This is a genomic window from Actinomyces oricola (assembly GCF_004104015.1).
Classification (GTDB): Bacteria; Actinomycetota; Actinomycetes; order Actinomycetales; family Actinomycetaceae; genus Actinomyces; species Actinomyces oricola.
Window position 1 is genome coordinate 41,945 of the sequence record NZ_RYFV01000008.1, and the last position, 21,554, is coordinate 63,498.

Consider the following 21,554-nt stretch of genomic DNA (forward strand, 5'->3'; position numbering starts at 1 on the left):
ATGCCCGCCGGCCCCGCACTCACAGGCCGGACACAGCGCGGCTGGGCGCGATGAACAGCTCGGGCCGCTTAGCTGATAGGGCAAGGCCGGAAGAGACCACCGGCACCACACGAGCACACGGAGGCAACCATGACCACTGGCACCATCCGCACCAACTCCCTGGCGGGCCTGTCACTCCTGCAGGTACTCACCATGGTGGGCACAGCGATCCTGCTCCTGCTCGGTGTCATGCTGGGCGGGCGCGCCTTCATTACCGGCGTTGACTCCACGAACCTGGTCACCGTCCCGGCCAACACGGTGTCGGCGCCCCTGGCCGAGCAGCGCGAGCCCTCCAATCGAAGCCGGAACCTCTGAGCGGGGCGAGGAGCGGGTCGGGGCGCCATGGGAGACTGCTGGCCGCGAATGCAATGGCGCACCCCCGGAACCTGATTGCACATTCTTTCCCTCACCGCAGCCGAGAGGCCGGCGCCATTCCAACGATTCACCGAGGCAAGAGCGCCCAGACAAGGAAAGAATGTGCATCGGAGCGCTCCGTTGCACATTCATCCCCTCCCAGACCTCTGACACAACCCGCCAGAACCGCATGATTCCGCGGTTCATAGATTCAAGATCGCGGAAAGAATGTGCAAGTCGCAGCATCAACGCACGGCGAGCGGGTAGCGGCCCCGACCAGTGAGGCCCACCCCGGTGCATACCCTCGCAAACCCGGCCCTGAACGCCGTTCAACACCGCGCCTTCGCCTGACCGGGATCATGCTCCACAACCAGAACCCCACCCTCCCGTCGAGATCGGCGTGGAGGAGGTAATCCGTGCGCGCCGCGGCGCACACCGGGGCCGACCGCGCCGAGCTGTGCGGGAACTGGCCGGGCCGCGGAATGTGCACCCGGATCGGGCCGCGGAATGCGCGCCCCGGCCCGGGCGGGCAGGAGCCCGGCCCGGGCGGGAGAGCGATGTCGGGAGACGGTTCAGGCCCGCCGCGCGCCAGTGGCCCGGGCCCGCCCGGCCCGGGCGGCGGCTACGAGGTTGCGCAGGCTCGCGTCGGTTTCGGCGTAGCCGCGGGTCTTGAGCCCGCAGTCGGGGTTGACCCACACCTTCTCCACGCCCAGCGCGGCCACCGCCCGCTCCACCAGTTCGGTGCACTCCTCGACGCTGGGCACGCGCGGGGAGTGGATGTCCCACACGCCCGGGCCCAGCTGGCGCTCAAAACCGTGCTCGGCGACGGCCGGCAGGATGTCCATGCGGGAGCGGGAGGCCTCAATGGAGGTCACGTCGGCGTCCAAATGGTCGACGGCGTCAATGACAACGTCGAACTCCGAGTAGCACAGGTGGGTGTGAACCTGCGTGGCCGGTGCCGCCCCGCCAGTGGCCAGGCGGAAGGAGCCCACCGACCAGTCCAGGTAGTCGGGGCGGTCGGCCCGCCTCAGCGGCAAAGTCTCGCGGATGGCGGGCTCATCGACCTGAATGACACCGATTCCGGCCGCCTCCAGGTCAGCGACCTCGGCGCGCAGCGCCAGGCCCAACTGATCGGCGACCTGGGCGCGGGGGATGTCCTCGCGCACGAAGGACCAGGCCATAATGGTCACCGGCCCGGTGAGCATGCCCTTGAGGGGCTTGTCGGTCAGTGACTGGGCGTAGGCGGACCAGGCCACGGTCATGGGCGCGGGGCGCTCAACATCGCCCCACAGAATAGAAGGACGGGTGCAGCGCGAGCCGTAGGACTGGACCCAGCCGTGCTGGGTGGTCACGAAGCCGTCGAGCAGCTCGGCGAAGTACTGGACCATGTCATTGCGCTCGGCCTCCCCGTGGACCAGGACATCGAGGCCGATCTCCTCCTGGAGGGCCACCACCCGCCCAATCTCCTCGCGCATGGCCTGCTCGTAGCCGGCCTCGGAAAGCTCGCCCCGGCGATGGGCGGCGCGCGCGGCCCGAATCTGACCGGTCTGGGGGAAGGAGCCGATCGTCGTCGTCGGCAGCAATGGCAGGCCCAGGCGCTGGGCCTGAGCGGCCCGGCGCTCGGCGTAGGGGGCGCGGGTACGGGCGGCGTCGGTGACCGCGGCAACGGCGGCGCGCACCTCGGCGCGCTTCACCCCCGGGTGGGTGGCGTGCTTGGCACGTACCGCCGAGTCAATGGCCAGCTCAGAGGCAATGGCCTCCCGCCCCTGGGCCAGGCCCCTGGCCAGGATCTGGACTTCGGTGACCTTCTGGTCGGCGAAGGCCAGCCAGGAGCGAATGTCCGCGTCAATGGCGGTCTCCCGCTCGGCGTCGTGGGGGACGTGCTGTAGAGAGGTGGACGTGCCCACGGTTATGGGGGTGCCGGCGGGCAGGCGATCGGCCAGCGCCTCCAGGGCGGTCAAGGACACAGAGAGGTCGTTGCGCCAAATATTGCGGCCCGAGACAATGCCGGCCACCACGGTCTTGCCGGCCAGGCCGGCCAGGTCCTCCGCCGGCGGGATGGCGCCGGCCACCAGGTCCAGGGCCACGCCCTCCACGCCGGTGGAGGCCAGGGCGGGCAGGGCATCGCCCAGGGCGCCGTAAGAGCCGGCCACCAGGATCTGGGGGCGCTCGGCGATGGCCGACAGCCAGGTGTAGGCCTCGCCCACCGCCTGAAGAACTCTCTCGCGCGGCGCATCCCAGGAGTCGGAGACCAGGGCGGGCTCGTCGAGCTGAACCCACTGGGCCCCGGCGGCCCACAGGTCGGCCAGGAGGTGGCCGTAGGCGTTGAGCAGGTCACCCAGGCGGTCAAGGGGGTGGAAGCCCTCGGCGGCGGCGTCAGAGGCCTTGGCCAGCAGCAGGTAGGTGACCGGGCCGACGACGACGGGGCGCGGCGCCTCCTCGCCGGCGCCCAGGGCCTCAAGGACCTGGGCGACAGGGCCGTCGGTGGGGTCCACGGCGCCGAACCCGGGAACGTAGTCCAAAGGAGTGGTCTCGTCGAGCTCGGGCACCAGGTAGTGGTAGTTGGAGTCCAGCCACTTGGTCATCTCCAGGGCGGCACGCTCCCCCTCGCCGCGGGCGGCGGTGAAGTAGCCGGGCAGGTCCAGGCCCGGGAAGGACTCACCGGTCCCCTGGACGGCACCGCGCAGGTGGGTGAAGCGCTCAGGGACAGCGCCCAGCGCACTGGTGACCTGGAGGACCTGGTCGTAGTAGGTGAAGTCGGCGGGCACGGCGCTGGCGCCGGCCAGTCCCAGGTCCCGCAGATGGCGGCGGGCCTCGGTGCGCACGGCGGCGGCGCGCTCCCGCAGCTGGGACTCGTCAATCCGGCCGGCCCAGAATGCCTCCACGGCGCGCTTGAGCTCGCGGTTGGGGCCAATGCGGGGGTAGCCGAGAATGGTGGCGGCGGGCAGGGCGGTGGTCGGGACACTCATGGTGGTTAGGACTCGTTTCTTGTTGTGGAGTGCGTCGTTCAGGGCGAGCCGGCGGGCGCTGGGCGCCGCGCGGCCGGTGCCCGGCCGGGGTCCAACCGGAGCCCGGCCAGGGCCTGCGGTCGCGCCTAGTGGGCGGCGGTTGCGGTGCGGCTCGGCACGGCAACCGCCTCGTGCATTCGCCGGCCCCCGCCGGGGATGGCGTTGAGGAAGGCCTGGCGCACCTCCTGCTGGACCGCCAGGTCCGGGGACTGGCCGGCGAGGATTCCACCCAAGCGCAGCTGGGAGACGACGTCGAGGGCGGGCCGGGTGCGGTTGAAGGTGTAGAGGTGCAGTCCGGGGGCGCCGCCGTCAAGGACCTCGGTGGCCAGGCGCAAGGTGGCGTCAATGCCGCGGGTGAAGGTGCCCATGGCCCCGCCGCGGCCGTGGTCGCGCAGGGCGTCGTGAAGACGCTCGGGGACACGGACCCCGGTCAGGGGCTCCAAGCGGGTCAGGCGGCGCAGGTCGGTCAGGGGGATGATGCCGGGCAGGATCGGCAGGCTGACTCCGGAATACAGGCAGGCGCGGGTGAGGGCCAGGTAGTCCTCGGCGTCGTAGAAGACCTGGGTAATGGCCAGGTCAGCGCCCGCAGCCTGCTTGGCGGCCAGAATCTCCACGCCCAGGCCGTGGTCAATGGCGGCGGGGTAGGCGGCCACCGCGATCTGGAGGTGGCGCTCACCGTCGTCGAAGAACTCGGCCTCGACCTCGCGAATGACGCGCACAAGGTCCTCGGCGCGCCGCAGTTCGCCGCCGACCTCCTCGGGGGCGACCCCGCGGGGCGGGTCCCCGCGCAGGGCGAGGAAACGGCGCACCCCCATGCGCAGGAAGCGGCCAACGATCTCCACCACGTCGCGCTTGCGGTAGCCGATGCAGGTCAGGTGCGCCATGAGCGGCACCTGGGAGCCGGCCAAGACGCGGGCGATGACGTCCTCGGCCGGGTTGCGCACGGCGGGGTCGCGCTCGGTGGTGACCCGCACGCGGCGGCCGGCCGGCTTGGCGGACTGCTCGGGGACCTGCGCGGCGGCCCCGTCGGAGGCCGGGGCGGGAACTGTGGCGGCCCCGTCGGAGGCCGGGGCGGAGCCTGTGCTGGAGGCCGGGGCGGGAACCGTGCTGGAGGCCGGGGCGGGGCCTGGGTCGGCGGCGCCGGCCGAGCCCTCCGCCGGCGCCGCTGCTGGGCTCGCGGTGGATGCCGGTGTCGGAACCGCGGCGGACGGCGCGCCGGAGGTGACCGCGCTGGAGGTGACGAAGGAGGGCCGGTAGGTGACGGAGACGAAGTCGGGGCACAGGCCCAGCAGACGGTTGAGCGCCCCCCAGGTTTGGGAGGAGGAGGGGCCGGGGCGGGGCGGAAAGAGCTCAAGCGACAGGCTCGGCCTGTGAGTCTCAGGGCTAGCGGTGGCGTTCATAGAGCACTCCATCGGTCCTGGCGGAAGCACCCACCGGTTCGGGGTTGCTGCGGCGTCGCGGAGCCAGGTCTCTCAGCCGCTCTGGATGGACTGGACTCACCGTATCCCGGGCCAGTGCGGCCGACGACCATGCATCCACAGACCAAGAAACCGACTACACGGTTAACTTTTGCCTCGATCACGCTGGCAGCGCAATCGAGTGCGCTGCCCAAAGCGGCCCGTGACCCGCGACGACGCCTGCCTTAGGTTACCTCCATGACAGATGTCCGCATCGACACTGCCCGCGGCGTCACCCTGGCAGGCACCCTGATGCTACCCGCGGACGCCGACCCACTTGACCTGCAATCCCTTGAAACCGCCCTCGACCACAACCCCGACCGCGCCCCCGCCCGACTTGAGGGCATGGTCATCTTGGCCCACGACTTCCTCACCGACCGCCACGGGCTGGAGGGCCGCTTGGACGCCCTGGCCACCCGCTATCAGGAGGCGGGCCTGGCCACATTCAGTTTTGACTTCTCCGGCCTGGGCGAGTCCGACGACGACGTCATCACCCTGGCCGGGGAGGTCGAGGACCTTCAAGCCGTCTCCGGCTGGCTCGCCAGGCACGGGTTCACCCGCCAGGGCATTCACGCCAACGGCTTCGGGGCGACTGCAGCGCTGCTGGCACGCCCCGATACCGTGCGCACCGCGGTGGTGGTCGGTGCCGTCGTCGGCCCCCAGTCCATCTTGTGGGAGGAGGTTTTCTCCCCCGAACAGCTCGATGAGCTCGACCGCCACGGCCTGACCCGCTTAATGGACGACAATCCGAATCGGCGCAAGTGGGACGTGCTGAGCAAGGAGACCCTCGCCGATGTCTCCTTGCAGACCCCGGAGAAGACCATGGCCGACCTCCCCTGGCCGGTCCTCATGCTCAACGGGGCGCTGACCAACGAGTTCCCCGACACTGTCCAGACGGCCTCCTACGGCTTCAAGTTCCTACCCGAGGGGTCTCAACTGGTGGAGGTGCACGGGGACCGGGGGGCGGAGGCCCTCGATGAGATCGCGGAGCACTCCATCGCCTGGATGAGGCGCTTCCTGAGTTGATCGGGCAATCGGTGCATCGCCGGTGCGGTGCGTCATCGCCTCACCGCACCGGGCCGGCTGGTTCTCAGGCGGACGTCGTTTCTCAGGCGGACGTCGTCGTTCTCACGTGGTCGAGCCATGCTCGGGTGCCCAGGGTGGTCGTGGAGACTGCGGCGATCCGGCAGGCGCGACGCACCGCCGCCTCCAGCGCCCCCGCCCCCAACGCCATCCCCAACGCCACTGTCTTCGGGCCGCTCCGCGCCCTGCTCTCAACGTCCTCAACGTGCTCACCATTCTCAACTGCGGTTCTCGCACCGGGGCCGGGCTCATAAGAGCAGGGCTCCCCCGCTTCGCCCCCTGCCGGCCCGCCCGCCCCAGTGGCGAGGACGTAGGCGAGGGCGCCGTGGAAGGCGTCCCCGGCTCCCAGGGTGTCGACGACGGCGACTGCGGGGGCCTCCACCGAGCCGTGAGCCACGGGCGCTCCAGTCGACCCTGTCGAACCAGTGGGCGCTCCATCTCCTGCATTGTCGGCGGGCCCTGCGCTTCCAGTGGCCCCGGCCCGCCACCACAGGGCGCCCTGCTGTCCACGGGTTATCACCACGGCGGGCACGCCACGGCCCAGGAGCCAGGCGGCGACCTCGTCAGGACGGTCCGCGGCGCCGGGCGGGCGGAAGCGGGCCGAGGCGGCCACGACGTCGCAGCGCCCCAGGAGATCGGCGGCATCGTCCTTCCAGGAGCCCGCATCCATGACCCGCCTGGCCCCGGTGGCCTCAGCCATATTGAGGGCAACGCGGGCCAGGGCCGGATTGTGGCCGTCCACCAGGACGACGTCGGGGGCCGGCGCCCGACCGGCGGCAACCGCCCGTCCGAAACCAACCAGCGGGGCCGGGTCCACCGGCAGACGGGCATTGGTGGACACCACCGAGCGTTGACCGGTGCCGGCGGAGACAATGCAGGAGGAGACCGATAGGGCGCCCGGAGCGCCACCCGCGGCCGGGGCGGAGCCGCCGCCGACGCCGCCGGCCCGGCCCGAGCCGCCGACCGGCCTCCGATCGCGGGGGCGGGTCGGGGAGGCGGCGGGCCGACTCCCCGACGCCGAGGCGGTGCAGTCAATGAGTTCCACGCCCTGTGCGGCCAGATCGGCCCGCACCAGGGCGGCCAGTGGCCCCTTCCCCACCGGGGCGGCCAGCAGGGCCCGGCCCCCCAGAGCGGCGAAGGTGACGGCGGCGTTCGTGGCGGGCCCGCCCGCGGCCACCACCTGGTCCAGGGCCGTGGTCTTCTCGTCGGGCCCGGGCGGTTCGTCCACCAGCTGGACGACGTCGAGAACAGCCAGCCCGCAGAACAAGCCCACCGGCTCACCACTCCTTGACTGCGCGTTGCCCATGGGCGCTCTCCTCCTTGCTTCCTTGCTCGCACTTGCTCGCGCGGGCGCCCGGCCCGGTACGACCCCATCCCGGGCACCCGGTTACAACCCCATCCCCGGGGCGGGAGAACCAAGCCGCCCGAGCCCCGCGCCCCAGAGCGATTCAGTATGCCCCAAAGCGCCTCAGTGCCCGGGGGTATCCGGGGCGCTGCGCGGTCGCCCCGGATCAATCCCGGGCCGGTCCAGGCCATTCCGGGCCATTCCGGGCCAGTCCAGGCCATTGAGGACCTCACTCCGGCCGCCGGCCCAGGGGCCCGGGGAGTCGTGGCCGGCTCCGCCTCATGGTGCCCCGACGTGCCGCCCGCCACGCCGCAATAGCGCCGACAATGTCTTCCTCCATTGCCGCGCCTCGCGGAAGGAACCGTGTTGGCCCGAAGTGAGACATCGCCCACATACTCGATATGCGGCAGGGAGATTCCCGGCCGCCGGCAAGGAAGCCACACGGAGAGGCCCGCCGGACTCGAGTTGGACTGATCCACCCAGCCAGTCCGGTAAGCCCTCTCGCCGGTCGGCCACCCGTCCAGGGCGGTGGCCGACCGGCTTCGGAGGGGACCGCGCCGCAATGACGGGACAGGACCATGGACAGTGCGCTGACCAACCTCATTACCGACGATCGAGTCATGATCCGCAGGCGAGTACGCGACTGGCGGCAGGCTATTGCCGCCGCGGCGGAGCCGCTTGTGGCCGACGGCTCGATAACGCCGGACTATGTGCGCTCCATGATCCGCTCCGTTGAGAAGTACGGCCCTTACATTGTCCTGACCCCCCACATGGCGCTGGCCCACGCCCGGCCCGAGGGCGGCGTCAACCGGGAGGCCATGAGCGTCATGACCCTGGCTGAGCCGGTGGAGTTCGGTCACGAGGAGAACGACCCGGTCTCCATTGTGTTCTGCCTGGCGGCGGTGGACAACGACTCCCACCTCCAGGCCCTCCGGCAGTTCGTCGTCGTGGCCAAGGACGCGCCTCGCTTGGAGCGCCTGGTTCAGGCGTCCAGTGTTCGACAGTTCCAACAGGTTCTTCACGAGAGCGGCTGAGCCGCAGGGCCGGCCCAGGGGCCGCCCGCCCGGCCCCGACGGCCGCGCCCCGGCAGGCGCCCCAACCGGATCCTGGCAGCTGCACCGCCCCGGCGACCGCCCCACTCCGGCGGCTCCGGTTGCCGGCCCCGACCCGGCTCCACCCGACCCCGGGGCCCACATTCCCAACCCCGTCATCCGCCACGTTATTAATAAAGGAGTGCCCGACATGGCAAAGCGACCCGACATTTACTTCATCTGCGGAGCGGGCCTGGGCTCCAGCCTGGCCTGCCAGATGGAAGCCGAGGACGTGCTCCGGGAGGCCGGCATCCAGGCCAACCTGCACCACGACGGCATCTCGGGTATTCCCGGGCTGCGCGCCGACATTATTGTCTCGGCGGAGAACTTCAAGCCCACCATTGAGAAGTACGAGCTCGACCCAACCATTAGCCTGGTGTTCCTCAAGAACATTGTGGACAAGCAGGAGATCGCCGACAAGCTCGTGCCCGCGGCTCAGGAGAGGGCGGCCCGGCCATGAGCGTGTTGAACTGGATTATCAGCAACGTCCTGACTCAGGCCGGAATTGTCGTCGCGCTGATTGCGATGCTCGGCCTCATCTTGCAGAAGAAGGGGGTCGGGGGCACGATTATCGGGACTTTCAAGACCCTCCTGGGCTTCTACGTCCTGTCCGCCGGCTCGGCCATTCTAGTGGCCACCCTGACCTACTTCGGCACTATGTTCCAGGCGGCCTTCAATATGACCGGCATTGTGCCGAGCATTGAGGCGGTCAACGGCTACGCCACCAATAACCTGGCCCTCGGCGGCCAGATCGCGATGACCTTCCTGGGCATCTTCATCGTCAATATTATCCTGGCGCGCTTCACGCCCTTGAAGTACATTTTCCTCACCGGTCAGGCCCTGCTGTGGATGTCCACCATGACAGTGGTCTTCGGTTATACCGCCGGACTGCGCGGCTTCTGGCTGGTGCTGGCGGCCAGCATTGTCGGCGGCCTGTTCGCGGTGGGAATGCCCGCCGCCGCCCAGCCGATCGTCCGCAAGATCACCGGCAACGACGCCATCGCCCTGGGTCACTTCTGCACCATCGGCTACCTGGTGGAGGCCGGGGTGGCCTGGCTGGTGCGCAAGCGCGGCGTGGACAAGCAGCCCTCCACCGAGGAGATCGCGCTGCCCCGCGCCATGGAGTTCCTTCAGGACACCTACATGTCCTTGGCCGTGGTCATGATCCCCCTCTACCTCATTACGGCGGCCTTCGCCGGCCCCGCCCCGGTGGCGGAGACGACCGGGGGCATGAACTACCTGATGTACGCCTTCCTCCAGGCCATCCAGTTCGTCGTCGGCGTCTACGTCCTCATGGCCGGTGTCCGGCTCCTGCTGGGTGAGATCGTGCCGGCCTTCCGCGGAATCTCCATGAAACTGGTGCCCGACTCCAAGCCGGCCCTGGACTGCCCGGTGCTCTTCCCCTACGCCCCCAACGCTGTCATCGTCGGTTTCATTACGACGACGATCGGCACGGTGATCGCCATGTTCACCCTGCCGCTGGTCGGCTTCGCGGTCATTGTGCCGGGCATGCTCACCAACTTCTTCGCCGGCGGCACCGCGGGCATCTTCGGCAATGCGGTGGGCGGTCGGCGCGGTGCCATTGTCGGCGGCGTCGTCCACGGCCTCTTCATCACCCTGCTGCCGGCGCTGCTGGTCACCACCTTCCTCAACCTGGGGTTCCCCAACCTGTCGGCCACAGATGTGGACACCATTGCGGCGGGCCTGTTCTTCGCCTACCTCGTGGGCCCGATCCTCAAGGCAGTTTGAGGCGGAGGGCAGGCAGTTATGGGACTCTTCCGCCGCCGGAAACCGCCGGCCAAGCCCGACGACGACGCCCCCCTGAGCGCCGAGCGCCGCGCCGACCTGGAGCACAGGGCCACGGCCCTCACCGGGACCCTGGACCAGGAACAAGACCCGGAGCGGCGCATTGCGCTCCTCAACGAGCTGGCGGCGACCTGCTGCGAGCTCGGCGACACTGACGCCGCAATCGCCCACTACGAGGCCTCCATGGGTATCCGTGAGCAGTTCGGGCCGGCTTACAACGGCTTGCTCAGCCTCTACAACGACAAACTCAAGACGGCCGCGCAGGCTCAAGACGACGCCGGCATCCAGCGCTGGACCACCCGGCTCGACGATCTCCTGGCCCTGTCCAAGCGCGTCATGCGCTCACGCTACTGACGCCGCGCCGTCGCCACCTCCAATCAGCCACCAGCAAGGACAGACGCAATGTACGTTTCCATGACCCCACTGCTCGCCGAGGCGACCCGGGTGGGCTACACGGTGGGCGCCTTTAACGCCCACAACCTTGAAATGGTGCCACCCATGATCCGGGCGGCCCGCGACCTCGGGGCACCGATCATTATCCAGACCTCACCGGGCACGGCCCGCTATGTGGGGATGAGGAATTTCGTCGCCGTGTGCCGCTCCATGGCCTCCGACGAGATCGTCGACGTCGCCCTCCACCTCGACCACGCCACGAACCTGACCGATATTCGCGACGCCATTGAGGCGGGGTACTCCTCGGTCATGTTCGATGGCTCCCAGCTGCCCTTCACACGGAATGTGGCCACCTCGCGCCGCGTCATCGAGTACGCCCGCGACCACGGCGCGTCGGTGGAGACCGAGATCGGCACCATTGGCGGCACCGAGGAGGGCATTCGTAACAAGGTCGGCGTGTACACCCAGCCCGAGGAGGCCGTGCGCCTCCTCCAAGAGGTGGATACCGACGCGCTGGCGGTGAGCATTGGCACCAACCACGGCCAGTTCAAGGCCAAGACCCGGCTGGACCTGGACCTGCTCTCGCGGATCCACCGGGCTGTCGACGTTCCCCTGGTCATTCACGGGGGCACGGGCGTGGACGAGGCCGACTACCCCCAACTCACCGCCGACGGAATCCGGAAGTTCAATGTCGGCACCGAGTTGCTGGTGGGCTGGACCCGCACCGCCCAGGAGAGATTCGCCGCCACGAAGGTCAACTCTTCCCTGCGCAACAACATTGTGCCCTGCAACGACGTCGTCCACGACATTGTCGCCCACAAGATCAGTCTTTTCATGGGCGCCGACCGCTCCCAGTGACACCGGTCGAGGGCGGTTCGGGCCGCATGACGGGACTCGATGTCCTGATCCCCGGCCCGAACCCCCAGCCGGGCCGGGCCCGGTGCCCTGGCCCGCGCAGGCCCGGCTCCGGGCGCCCGTCCCCGGACGACCCGCCTGGGCGAGCGGGGGCGGCCCAGGCCCTCACCGTCAGCATTTCACCACCCGCCCGATCCCACGGTCCGGGCGCCCAGAGCGCCACCACCGGAAGGAGAACCAGCCTGTGGCACCACCTACCCTCATCCTCGTGGCCGGCCTGCCCGGCACCGGCAAGACCCACTTGAGCAGGCTCATTGCCGACCACGTCGGCAACTGCGAGCAGGTCTGCCTGGACCAGATCAAGGAGCGCCTGTGGGACCAAGTCGGCTTCCAGGGCCCGCAGGAGAAGGCCGCCATTGACCAACGGGCGCTGAAGGTCTTCTTCCAGGAGGTCGGCGCCGCCATGGGCCGCAGCCGGGTGGTGCTCTCGGACTACCCCTTCAGCTCCAAACAGGGTCCCGCCCTGGCGGCCCTGTGCGCTCGGCACGGGTTCACTCCCCTGACTGTGCGGCTCGTGGCCGACCTCGACGTCCTCTACGAGCGCCAGCGCCTACGAGATCTCAACAGCTCACGTCATCTGGGTCACATCCTGACCAGCTACCGCCCGGGGGATCAGCTCACCGAGCGCCAGGAGGCCGACGGGCTGCTCACCCGCGAGGAGTTGCGCCGTCGTTGCACCACCCGCGGCTACGGCTCTTTCGCGTTAGGGGAGGTGCTTGAGGTAGATATGAGCGACTTCGACGCCGTTGACCATCCCGCGATCCTCGCCTGGCTGGATGAGCACATGCGCGATTGACCCACCACCCGGGCCCGGCCGCACCCGCCCATGGAGCCGGGGCACCACCAGCGGGCGTCACAAAGGAGACGACAAGACCCCATGGCACGGTTCACCGACATTATCCCGATCCTGGACCAGGATCCCGAGCGTCGTGTGCCCGCCGCCGAGATCGCGCGCCACCTGGGCGTGTCCACGCGCACGGTCCGCAACTACGTCACCGCCACCAACCGCCACTACGGGCGCCGCGTGGTGACGTCCTCGCGCGCCGGATACCGCCTGGACACCGAGGCCCTGGAGAGGGCGGTGGTCATGCGCAACGCCTCCCCTCACCCGGCCGAGGGCCCGAACGAACGCCTCATCCACATGCTGCGTGAACTCATAGCCACCGGCACCCCCCTGGACGTGTTCGACCTGGCGGAGTCCTTCCACGTCTCGGAGTCCACCGTCGAGTCGGACCTGACCCGGGCCCGGGTCCTGGTCACGCAGTTCGGACTGAGCATTGTGCGCTCCGGGCATCGGGTTCACCTGGAAGGCGACGAGGTGGCCCAGCGTCGTCTCATGCGCCGTCTCCTCATTGAGGCGGCGGTGAGCCGCCGCCAGTTCATTGACGTCGAGGAGCTGGCGCGCCAACTCGGCGAACCCGCCCTGCTCGACTTCAAACGGCGGATGCTCGCGGTTCTGACCTCCGCCGATCTTATTGTCAACGACCGCACTGCTGACGAGCTGGTCGCCCACATTGCCATTATGGTGGGGCGGGTGCGCACCGGCCACGCCATTTCCTGGCTGTCCGGGGCCCAGGACCGTGACGTGCTGAAGCCAATCTCGCAGGCCCTGGGGGGCCTGGTCGACGAGGTCTTCCATATTGAGCTGTCCGACCAGGAGCTCGCCTACCTGGCGCTGCTCCTCTTGGACAAGGCGGTCCCCGCCCGGCCCGAAGACCCCGCCCGCCCTGAACTGGAGGTCTTCCTGGACGCCCAGTACGTCGAACTCGTCACCGACATTGTGCATAAACTCAATGAGAACTATCTCATTGACCTCAGCGATGAGCGGTTCACCGCCTTCCTCGCCCTCCACATTCGCCACCTGGTCGACCGGGCCTCGCACCACGAGGTCGCCCAAGTGCCCGCGGGCCAGTCGGTGAAGAACACCCACCCCCTGGTCCACGAGCTCGCCGTATTCATCGCCCAACAGATTGAACGGGGCACGGGCATTAAGGTGGCTGAAGACGAGATCGGTTTTATCGCCTTCCACGTCGGTGGGCGCCTGCAATCCATGCACGAGCACGACGACCAGGTGGATGTCACCGTGGTGGTCCCCCGCTATTACGACACCCACCTGCCCTTCAGTGAAGCGGTGGGGCGGGCCGTGGCCGGGACCGGCCGGGTGGAGCGGGTGGTCACGAATCTGGAGGAAGTCACCCCCGAGCTGGACACCGACCTCATTGTCACCACGGTGCCGTTGCACGACGTCCCCGACGTGCCGGTCATCCGCACCGGACTCCTGCTCTCCCAGGAGGACCTGGGCCGAATCGGCACAATGGCGCAGAGAATCGCCGCCGGTCAGAAGCGCTTCAAGGCGGCGGCCTGGTTGACCACGGTCATGGACCCGCACCTCTTCATACGGATCCCCGGCGGGGGCTCGCGGGAGGCGGTGCTCTCAACCATGACGGAGGCGCTGGCCGGCCAGGGGGCGGTGGGGCCCGACTTCCTGGCCCAGGTCATGGAGCGCGAGCGCCTGTCGACCACGGCACTGCCCTCGGGCGCCGCTATCCCGCACACCATTGAGATGACGGCGATCAGGTCGGCGATCGCCGTGTGCCTGGCGCACGAGCCGGTGGACTGGGCGGGCACACCGGTCAGACTGGTGGCCATGCTCTGTCTGTCCGAGGCCAGCCGGGACGCCTTCGGGGATGTGTTCGACGCTTTCATCCGCACTCTGGTCAACGACGAGAAGACCGCCCGCCTGGCGGCGGCCACCTCATACGACGACTTCATTCAAACAATGCTCGCCATCCTCTAAAGGACTGCGCCGAGGGGCGGTGAAGATCGCCTCCTGTACTTGAGTTGCGCCGCGAGCCCCGGCACTCCGCACACCATCTGGGCCCCTGGGCGCGCGGGCTTGGAGGCCGCCAAACGGATCCCCTTCGCCACGTCATCCTGGGCCCCTGGACGTGCGGGCTTGGAGGCCGCCAAACGGATCCCCTTCGCCACGTCATCCTGGGCCCCCTGGGCGTGCGGGCTTGGAGGTTGCACATTCTTTCTTCCCTCAAGGAGTGGGGAGCCGCGGAATCCTGCGGATCTGCTCGGGGCTTGAGGGTTCGGGAATGGGATGAATGTGCAACGGCGTCGCCGTTGCACATTCATCCTTGTCGAACCAACCTTCTGCGACGAGGGATCGTTGAAATACCAACGATCCCTCACGGGCCGAGGCAAGAAGAATGTGCAACACCGCCAACCCTTCGGACCACCCGCCCATCGGCGCAGCCGCCGCACGGCTTGATGTGGCCCGGCAGCCTCTCGATCGGAGGCGGCCAGGCCGGGACCGGGATCGGGACCAAGGGACCGGGACCAGGAGGGACGGGCCGAGGGCGAGCACCCAGGTGACGGCGCCGAGGGGGCGGAGGCTCCGGGGCCGGGGAACATTCACGCCTTGTTAGTATGCGGCAGCATGGATAGGAGTTCTTCGGCCACCTGGTTCAAGGACAACCGCGCCAACTGGGATGACCGGGCCGCTCTTCACGAGGCCTCCGGCTACGGCATTCAGCACCTCGTGTCCGACCCCAATGCGATCAGCAACGAGGTCGCCCAGGACCGCGAGCGCCTGGGCGACCTCACTGGCAAGGACGTCATCCACCTCCAGTGCCACTTGGGCACCGACACGGTGGGCCTGGCCCGTCTGGGTGCGCGGCGCGTCGTCGGCGTCGACCTGTCCGGGGAGTCGCTGCGGCGGGCGCGGGACATCGCCCGGCGCTGCGGGGCGCCCGCCACGGGGATCGAGTACGTGGAGGCCAACGTCTACGACGCCCGCCAGGCGGTGACCGGGGACTTCGACCTCGTCTACACCTCGCTGGGCGTGCTGTGCTGGCTGCCGAACATCGCCGCCTGGGGCCGCGTAGTCGCCTCGCTGCTGCGCCCCGGCGGGCGCCTCCTGCTGCGCGACGACCACCCCATGTTCATGACCCTGGGCGAGGACGTCTCTGACGGCCTGCGCGTGGAACAGCCCTACTTCGAGCAGGCTGAGCCCCTGACCTGGGACGACCCCGGGAGCTACGTCACCGGCCCCGAGGACGGCCCGGTGGTCTCCCACAGCGTCAACCACCAGTGGAACCACTCCGTGGGCGAGATCCTCACCGCGCTGCTGAGTGCCGGGCTGGTGCTGGACTCCTTTGAGGAGACCCAGCACGCCGCGTGGTGCCCGTGGCCCGACCTCATGGTCCTCGACGAGCAGAGCTGGCGGCTGCGGGAGGCCCCCGAGCGCCTCCCCCTCCAGTTCGTCCTCACCGCCCACCGGCCCGCCTGAGGCTGGGCCGGCGGGCGCGGCCAGCAGGCGGCCACCAGCAGGCGGCCGGGCATGCGCGGCCGCCGGACGGCCGGGCGCACCCATTAGGATCACCGGCCAGCAGTCGGCCCGGCCTTGGGCCGGCAGCCGCCTACCGCTGTCAGGCGGCGCACGCACCCCCGTTCGGGGACCGCGCCGCTCCTGGGGGACAATGAGGCACCTATGGAGAGTCAGACGCAGCGCAACGACGACGCCACCACGCCAGCAGCCGCGAGCGCCACCGGCACCATCTCCCCGGAGACGCGGGACGCCACCGGCCCCGGTCGGCCGCGCAGGAGCATCCCCGGCCCTGACCAGCACCGTAGTCAGGACCTGCAGGACCGCAGTCGAGAAGACCGGGCCCCCCGCAGTCAGGAGGACCAGGGAGGCGGGGGCGATCGGGGCGGGACCCGAGGCAGCCAGGACCAGCGAACACGGCACCACGGGCAGGAGGACCGGGCCCCTCACAGGCAGGACGGGCACGGGCAGGACGGGAAGGACCCGCACCCCAGCCGGCAGGAGCAGGGCCGCGAGCGAGGCGGCCAGGGCCGGCCCAGCGCCCCCATCGGGGCCACCCAGGGTAATCGTGAGACCTGTAACCGGCAGATTGCTGCCAGCGCCCCGGTCGGGACCACCCAGGAGGGCCAGTCGCTCACCCCCGACCGTCGCGAGCGCCCACCGCGCCCCCAACGCCGCGGCGGCCGGAACAACCGTCACCGCCCAGACCGCTCCCGCGACGGCCACCCGGACCGCTCCCGCGGCGGCGGGCGCCGCCGCTCCTGGCCAGGCTTCACCCCCGAGCAGCTGGCTGAGCGCGCCGCCTCCGTCCCCGCCCTCGTCTACCCCGACGAACTGCCGGTCAGCGCGCGCCGCGAGGAGATCTCCGCCGCCATCCGCGACCACCAGGTGGTCATCGTGGCCGGGGAGACCGGGTCCGGCAAGACCACCCAGATCCCCAAGATCTGCCTGGGGCTGGGCCGCGGCGTCACCGGCATGATCGGCCACACCCAGCCCCGGCGCATTGCCGCCCGGACCGTGGCCGAGCGCATTGCGAGCGAGCTGGATACCCCGATCGGGCGCGACGGCGTGGTGGGCTACCAGGTGCGCTTCACAGAGGAGGTGGGCGAGCGCACCCTGGTCAAGCTCATGACCGACGGCATCCTCCTGGCGGAGATCCAGTCCGACCCCATGCTGGCCCGCTACGACACCATCATTGTGGATGAGGCCCACGAGCGCAGTCTCAACATCGACTTCATCCTGGGCTACCTGTCCCGCCTCCTGCCCTCCCGCCCCGATCTCAAGGTCATCATCACTTCGGCCACCATTGACTCGGCGCGCTTCGCCGAGCACTTCGGGCGCCACGAGGTGGGCGACCGCGGCCGCCCCTTCACCGTCCCCGCCCCCGTCATCGAGGTCTCCGGGCGCACCTACCCCGTGGAGATCCGCTACCGTCCCCTGGTCCCCGACGCCGTCGAGGACCAGGGGCCCGACGGCGCTCCCGCCGCTCCCGGCGGCCCCGGCCAGGCCTCCGGCGCTCCCGGCGGTCCCGGCCAGGCCTCCGCCGCTCCCGGCGGTCCCGACGCTCCCGACAGCGCCTCCCGGCAGCCCTCCCCCGCCGCCCCCGGGGAGCTGACCGACGCCGAGCTGGAGGCCCTGACCTCCCCCGACCCGGCCGTCCGGGCCGCCGCCCGGGCGCGCCGCGAGGCCGCCCGTTCCGCCGCCCAGGCCGCCGGCCACTTCCCGCGAGGTCGGGGCGGCTCCCGCGGCAGGGGCCGGGACGGGGGGCGCACAGGCCCCGGAGGTCGAGCGGGCAGCAGGGGGCAGGCGGGCGCCGGCGGTTCCGACGAGCCCCGGGATCAGGTCACCGGCATCCTCGACGCCGTCGACGAGCTCATGGCCGAGCCCAGCGGCGACATTCTCGTTTTCCTGGCCGGTGAGCGGGATATCCGTGACACCGAGTCGGCCCTCATTGACCACCTGGGCCCCCGCTACACGGCCGACGGCCGCTCACGCACCCCGGGGGCGGTGGAGGTGGTCCCCCTGTACTCGCGCTTGAGCGCCGCCGAGCAGCACCGGGTCTTCGAGGCGCACTCGTGCCGCCGGATCGTCCTGGCCACGAACGTGGCCGAGACCTCCCTGACCGTGCCCGGCATCCGCTACGTCATCGACCCGGGCCTGGCCCGCATCTCCCGCTACTCCAACCGCACCAAGGTTCAGCGCCTGCCCATTGAGCCGGTCAGCCGGGCCAGCGCCGACCAGCGCTCGGGCCGCTGCGGGCGCCTGGCCGACGGCATCGCCATCCGCCTGTACTCCCGGGCCGACTTCGACTCCCGCCCGGAGTACACCGAGCCGGAGATCCTGCGCACCTCCCTGGCCAGCGTCATCCTCCAGATGGCGGCCCTGGGGCTGGGGGCGGTGGAGGACTTCCCCTTCCTGGACGCCCCCGACCCCCGCCAGGTTCGCAGCGGCATCCAGCTGCTCACCGAGATCGGCGCCATTAAGACCGACGGCGGGGCCCGCGGGGACCGTGCTGGCGGCAAGACTCGTGAAGACCGCGGGGATCGCGGGCCCCTCACCGGCGGCTCCCGCCGGGGCCCGCGCCTGACCGCCGTCGGACGCCGCCTGGCCCGCCTGCCCATTGACCCGCGCCTGGGGCGCATGCTCCTGGAAGCCGGGGAGCGCGGCTGCACCGGGGAGGTGCTCGTCATCGTCGCGGCCCTGTCCATCCAGGACGTGCGCGAGCGCCCTGCGGACCGCCAGGAGGCCTCCGACGCCCTGCATCGGCGCTTCGCCGACCCCACCAGTGACTTCCTCACCTACCTCAACCTGTGGCGCTACCTGCGCACCCAGGCCCGCGAGCTGTCCGGCTCCGCTTTCCGCCGCATGTGCCGCACCGAGTTCCTCCACTACCTGCGGGTGCGCGAGTGGATTGATGTTCATGCCCAACTGCGGCAGATGGCCCGGCCCCTGGGGCTGGATGCCGCCCCGGTCGAGCTGCCCACCGCCCGTGCCATTCGAGCCGCCGGCCGCGCCCTGGAGGCGGGAACCCAGGCGGCCACTATTGCCAATGGGGACGTGGCGGCCGCCGTCGTCGCCCTGGGGCGCGGCGCAGACACCCCCGACGCCGACGCCATTCACCGCTCCCTGCTGGTGGGGCTGCTGTCGAATGTGGGCAGTTGGGACGAGCGGCGCCGGGAGTACGCCGGGGCGCGCGGGACCCGCTTCATCATTTGGCCCGGCTCCGGCCTGCGCCGCAAGACCTACGAGTGGGTCATGACCGCCGAGCTGGTGGAGACCTCCCGCCTTTTCGCCCGCACTGTGGCCAAGGTGGATCCCCGCTGGGTGGAGGAGGCCGCCGAGCGGGCCGGGCTGCTGCGCCGCGTCCACGGCGAACCCTACTGGTCCACGAAGCACGGGGCGGCCATGGTCCATGAGAAGGTGCTGCTGTACGGGATGACGCTGGTCGCTGACCGTCCCGCCACCCTGGTGTCGGTGGGCACGCCCTCGGCCCGCGAGGTGGCCCGGGAGATGTTCATCCGCTCCGGGCTGGTGGAGGGCGACTGGCACGCCCGCCACGCCTTCGTGGAGCGCAACCGGGACCTTCTCGAGGAGCTGGGGGACGTAGAGCGGCGCCGTCGTGAGCATGGGCTGCTGGCCGACGACGAGGCGCTGGTGAGCTTCTACGACGACCGTCTCCCCGAGGAGGTCACCGGCGCGGCCGCCTTCGACGCCTGGTGGAAGAGCGAGCGGCGACGCCACCCCGATTTGTTGGACTTCACCCGCGAGCTGCTACTGCCCGGCGGCGACGACGCCTCGGGCTACCCCGACACCTGGGTGCAGGGGGACCTGACCCTGGGGTTGGAGTACGTCTTCGACCCCGGCAGCGCCAACGACGGCGTGAGCGTGCTGGTGCCCGTGGAGGTGCTGGGGCGGCTGCGCCCCGACGGTTTCGACTGGCTCGTGCCGGGCCTGCGCCCCGAGCTGGTGGTGGCCACCATCCGGGCCCTGCCCAAGCGGGTGCGACGCCAGTTAGTGCCGGCCCCCGATGTGGGCGCTCAGGTGTGGGCCGCCATGGAGCGGGATTACCCGACGCCGCCGGGCGCCAGTGCCCCACGAGTCCCCTTCGAGGAGGCCTTTGCGGCGACGACGGCGCGCCTGCGCGGCGTGGAACTCACTGAGGCGGACTGGGCGGAGGCCGCCCAGCGACTGCCCGACCACTTGAAGATGGCCTTCACCGCCCTGGACGCCGCCGGGCGGGTGCTGGGGCGGGACACGGACCTGGTGGCGCTGCAGCAGCGCCTGTCGGGGCGCACCGAGGCCGCGGTGCGCCAGGTGGTGCGCGGGGCCCTGGCTCAGGCCATGGCCGAGGCCACCGAGCGGGAGGCCTCACGGGGCCGCCGGGGCCCTGGGGGGAGCGGATCGTCCCGCCCGGGCGGCTCATCCCAGGGCGGCGCGTCCTCCGGGGGGCGCCGGGGCCGCGGGGGTGCCTCCCCCGGTCGTGCTCCCGGCGCCGGGGCGCCCGGGCGGCCCCCGGCCCCGGGGGTGGAGCCAGGGGCGGCCCCGGGTGCCGGCGGGCCGGGGGCGGGCGGAGGGGACGCGGGCGCCTCAAGGCGCAGGAGCGCCCTTCGCGCCGGGCTCGCCGAACGCACGGGCCTGACCGACTGGCCCCAGCATGTGCCCGGCCTGGGGGACCCGCAGGCCTCCACCATTCCGGCGACCGTGGAGTCCACGGGCGCAGCGGGTCTGATTGTGCGCGGCTACCCCACGCTCCTGGCCGCGGGAGGGGCGGCGCCGCTGCGGCCCAGCGCCGGCGGGCAGCGGGCCGGGGCGGATTCGGCGGGGACTCCGAGCCGGGCCGGTGCGGCGGGCGCACAGGATTCTTCACGCCGAGCCGGCGGAGCATTGGGGCCGAGCGCGGACCTGATGATCCTGTCGGACGCCGTCGGCCAGGCCCGCGAGCACGGAGCCGGGGTAACGGCCCTGGCCCTGGCCCGCACGATGCTGCCGACGGGCCGGGTCTCCAGCCGGTGGAGCGGATCGGAGGCGTTAACGCTGGCGGCCTCCCCCTACCGCAGCACCGAGGAGTTGGTGGCCGACCTGCAGCTGGCGGCAGCGCGCGGCGTGGCGGACCGGTGGGCCACTGCGACCGGGCGGCCCTTGGCCCAGGTGCGCGAGCGGGCCGTCTTCACTGCTCTGGTGGGGGTCATGCGCCAGGAGTTGGAGGACGAGGTTCACCGGCTCGCACAGATCGTGGTGCGCACGCTCTCAGCGCAGCGGGACGTGGAGCGGGCCGTGGGGGCGCACACCTCGATGGCGCTGCTGCCGGTTTTGCAGCAGGTGCGCAAGCACGCCGCCGAGCTGGTCTTCGACGGCTTCATCACGGTCACACCGGCCACCGAGCTGGCGCACCTGCCCCGCTTCCTGACGGCTCTGGCCATGCGCGTGGACAGGGCGGCCTCCTCGCCGTCCGCGGCCGCCCAGGATGCGGCGCTGGCCTACCAGGTCGGCGAGGCCCTGGAACTGGTGTCTCAAGCGAGGGCGCGGGCGGCGGCGCTGCCCCCCAACGCCGAGCGCGAGGCGGTGCTGGTGGAGGCCACGTGGATGGTTGAGGAACTGCGGGTGAGCCTGTTCGCCCAGAGACTGGGCACGAGCCGTAAGGTCAGTATGAAGCGTTTGAGCAAGCTCCTGGCCGCGGTCTGAGAGGCCGCGGCTCAATGCCCGCGCGACCGTAGGCGCGCCCCAGGACGG

14 protein-coding genes and 1 riboswitch are annotated in these 21,554 nt (G+C 70.7%); of the genes, 11 read left to right on the forward strand and 3 right to left on the reverse strand.

What is annotated here, in order from left to right; genetic code table 11:
* Nucleotides 1–129 precede the first annotated feature (129 nt).
* Nucleotides 130–354: a hypothetical protein gene (locus EUC46_RS04890; protein ID WP_128773074.1), complete on the forward strand. Its 225-nt coding sequence runs from the start codon at nt 130–132 to the stop codon at nt 352–354.
* A gap of 611 nt (nt 355–965) precedes the next feature.
* Here the strand turns inward: EUC46_RS04890 and metE are convergent.
* Entirely contained in the window at nt 966–3,362 is a 2,397-nt protein-coding gene (gene metE / locus EUC46_RS04895; protein WP_128773075.1) for a 5-methyltetrahydropteroyltriglutamate--homocysteine S-methyltransferase, read from the reverse strand.
* Between the two features lie 125 nt (nt 3,363–3,487).
* Complete coding sequence (locus EUC46_RS04900) at nt 3,488–4,801, reverse strand: methylenetetrahydrofolate reductase (RefSeq protein WP_128773076.1); 1,314 nt, start codon at nt 4,799–4,801, stop codon at nt 3,488–3,490.
* Between the two features lie 5 nt (nt 4,802–4,806).
* Nucleotides 4,807–4,893: riboswitch (SAM riboswitch) on the reverse strand.
* A gap of 163 nt (nt 4,894–5,056) precedes the next feature.
* Between EUC46_RS04900 and EUC46_RS04905 the strand changes: the two genes are divergently transcribed.
* Nucleotides 5,057–5,884 (forward strand): alpha/beta hydrolase family protein, encoded by an 828-nt coding sequence (locus EUC46_RS04905; RefSeq protein ID WP_128773077.1) that lies wholly within the window; start codon nt 5,057–5,059, stop codon nt 5,882–5,884.
* 82 nt (nt 5,885–5,966) lie between these two features.
* Here the strand turns inward: EUC46_RS04905 and EUC46_RS04910 are convergent, their stop codons facing one another.
* On the reverse strand, nt 5,967–7,247 hold the full coding sequence (locus EUC46_RS04910) for a PfkB family carbohydrate kinase (protein ID WP_128773078.1): 1,281 nt from the start codon (nt 7,245–7,247) through the stop codon (nt 5,967–5,969).
* A 617-nt stretch (nt 7,248–7,864) separates the two neighbouring features.
* Here EUC46_RS04910 and EUC46_RS04915 point away from each other — a divergent pair.
* From EUC46_RS04915 to EUC46_RS04955, 9 genes are all read left to right on the forward strand, one after another.
* Entirely contained in the window at nt 7,865–8,320 is a 456-nt protein-coding gene (locus tag EUC46_RS04915; RefSeq protein ID WP_128773079.1) for a PTS sugar transporter subunit IIA, read from the forward strand.
* A 208-nt stretch (nt 8,321–8,528) separates the two neighbouring features.
* Complete coding sequence (locus EUC46_RS04920; RefSeq protein WP_128773080.1) at nt 8,529–8,837, forward strand: PTS sugar transporter subunit IIB; 309 nt, start codon at nt 8,529–8,531, stop codon at nt 8,835–8,837.
* A complete protein-coding gene (locus EUC46_RS04925; RefSeq protein WP_128773081.1) occupies nt 8,834–10,126 on the forward strand; it encodes a PTS sugar transporter subunit IIC in 1,293 nt (430 codons plus the stop codon). The genes EUC46_RS04920 and EUC46_RS04925 overlap by 4 nt, the downstream gene beginning before the upstream one ends.
* An 18-nt stretch (nt 10,127–10,144) precedes the next feature.
* Nucleotides 10,145–10,537, forward strand: coding sequence for a hypothetical protein (locus EUC46_RS04930; RefSeq protein WP_128773082.1), 393 nt, complete (start codon nt 10,145–10,147; stop codon nt 10,535–10,537).
* 48 nt (nt 10,538–10,585) lie between these two features.
* Nucleotides 10,586–11,434 carry a class II fructose-bisphosphate aldolase gene (locus EUC46_RS04935; protein WP_128773083.1) on the forward strand — a complete coding sequence of 283 codons (849 nt, stop codon included), beginning with the start codon at nt 10,586–10,588 and terminating at the stop codon, nt 11,432–11,434.
* Nucleotides 11,435–11,675: 241 nt separating this feature from the next.
* Nucleotides 11,676–12,287: a P-loop nucleotide/nucleoside kinase family protein gene (locus EUC46_RS04940; protein WP_164918752.1), complete on the forward strand. Its 612-nt coding sequence runs from the start codon at nt 11,676–11,678 to the stop codon at nt 12,285–12,287.
* A gap of 81 nt (nt 12,288–12,368) precedes the next feature.
* The gene (locus EUC46_RS04945; RefSeq protein WP_164918753.1) at nt 12,369–14,288 is read left to right on the forward strand and encodes a BglG family transcription antiterminator; all 1,920 of its coding nucleotides are present in this window, start codon (nt 12,369–12,371) and stop codon (nt 14,286–14,288) included.
* Between the two features lie 648 nt (nt 14,289–14,936).
* Nucleotides 14,937–15,788, forward strand: a complete 852-nt coding sequence (locus EUC46_RS04950) for a class I SAM-dependent methyltransferase (RefSeq protein WP_128773086.1) — start codon at nt 14,937–14,939, stop codon at nt 15,786–15,788.
* Between the two features lie 201 nt (nt 15,789–15,989).
* Nucleotides 15,990–21,506, forward strand: coding sequence for a DUF3418 domain-containing protein (locus EUC46_RS04955; RefSeq protein WP_241655401.1), 5,517 nt, complete (start codon nt 15,990–15,992; stop codon nt 21,504–21,506).
* The last annotated feature ends 48 nt before the right edge of the window (nt 21,507–21,554 follow it).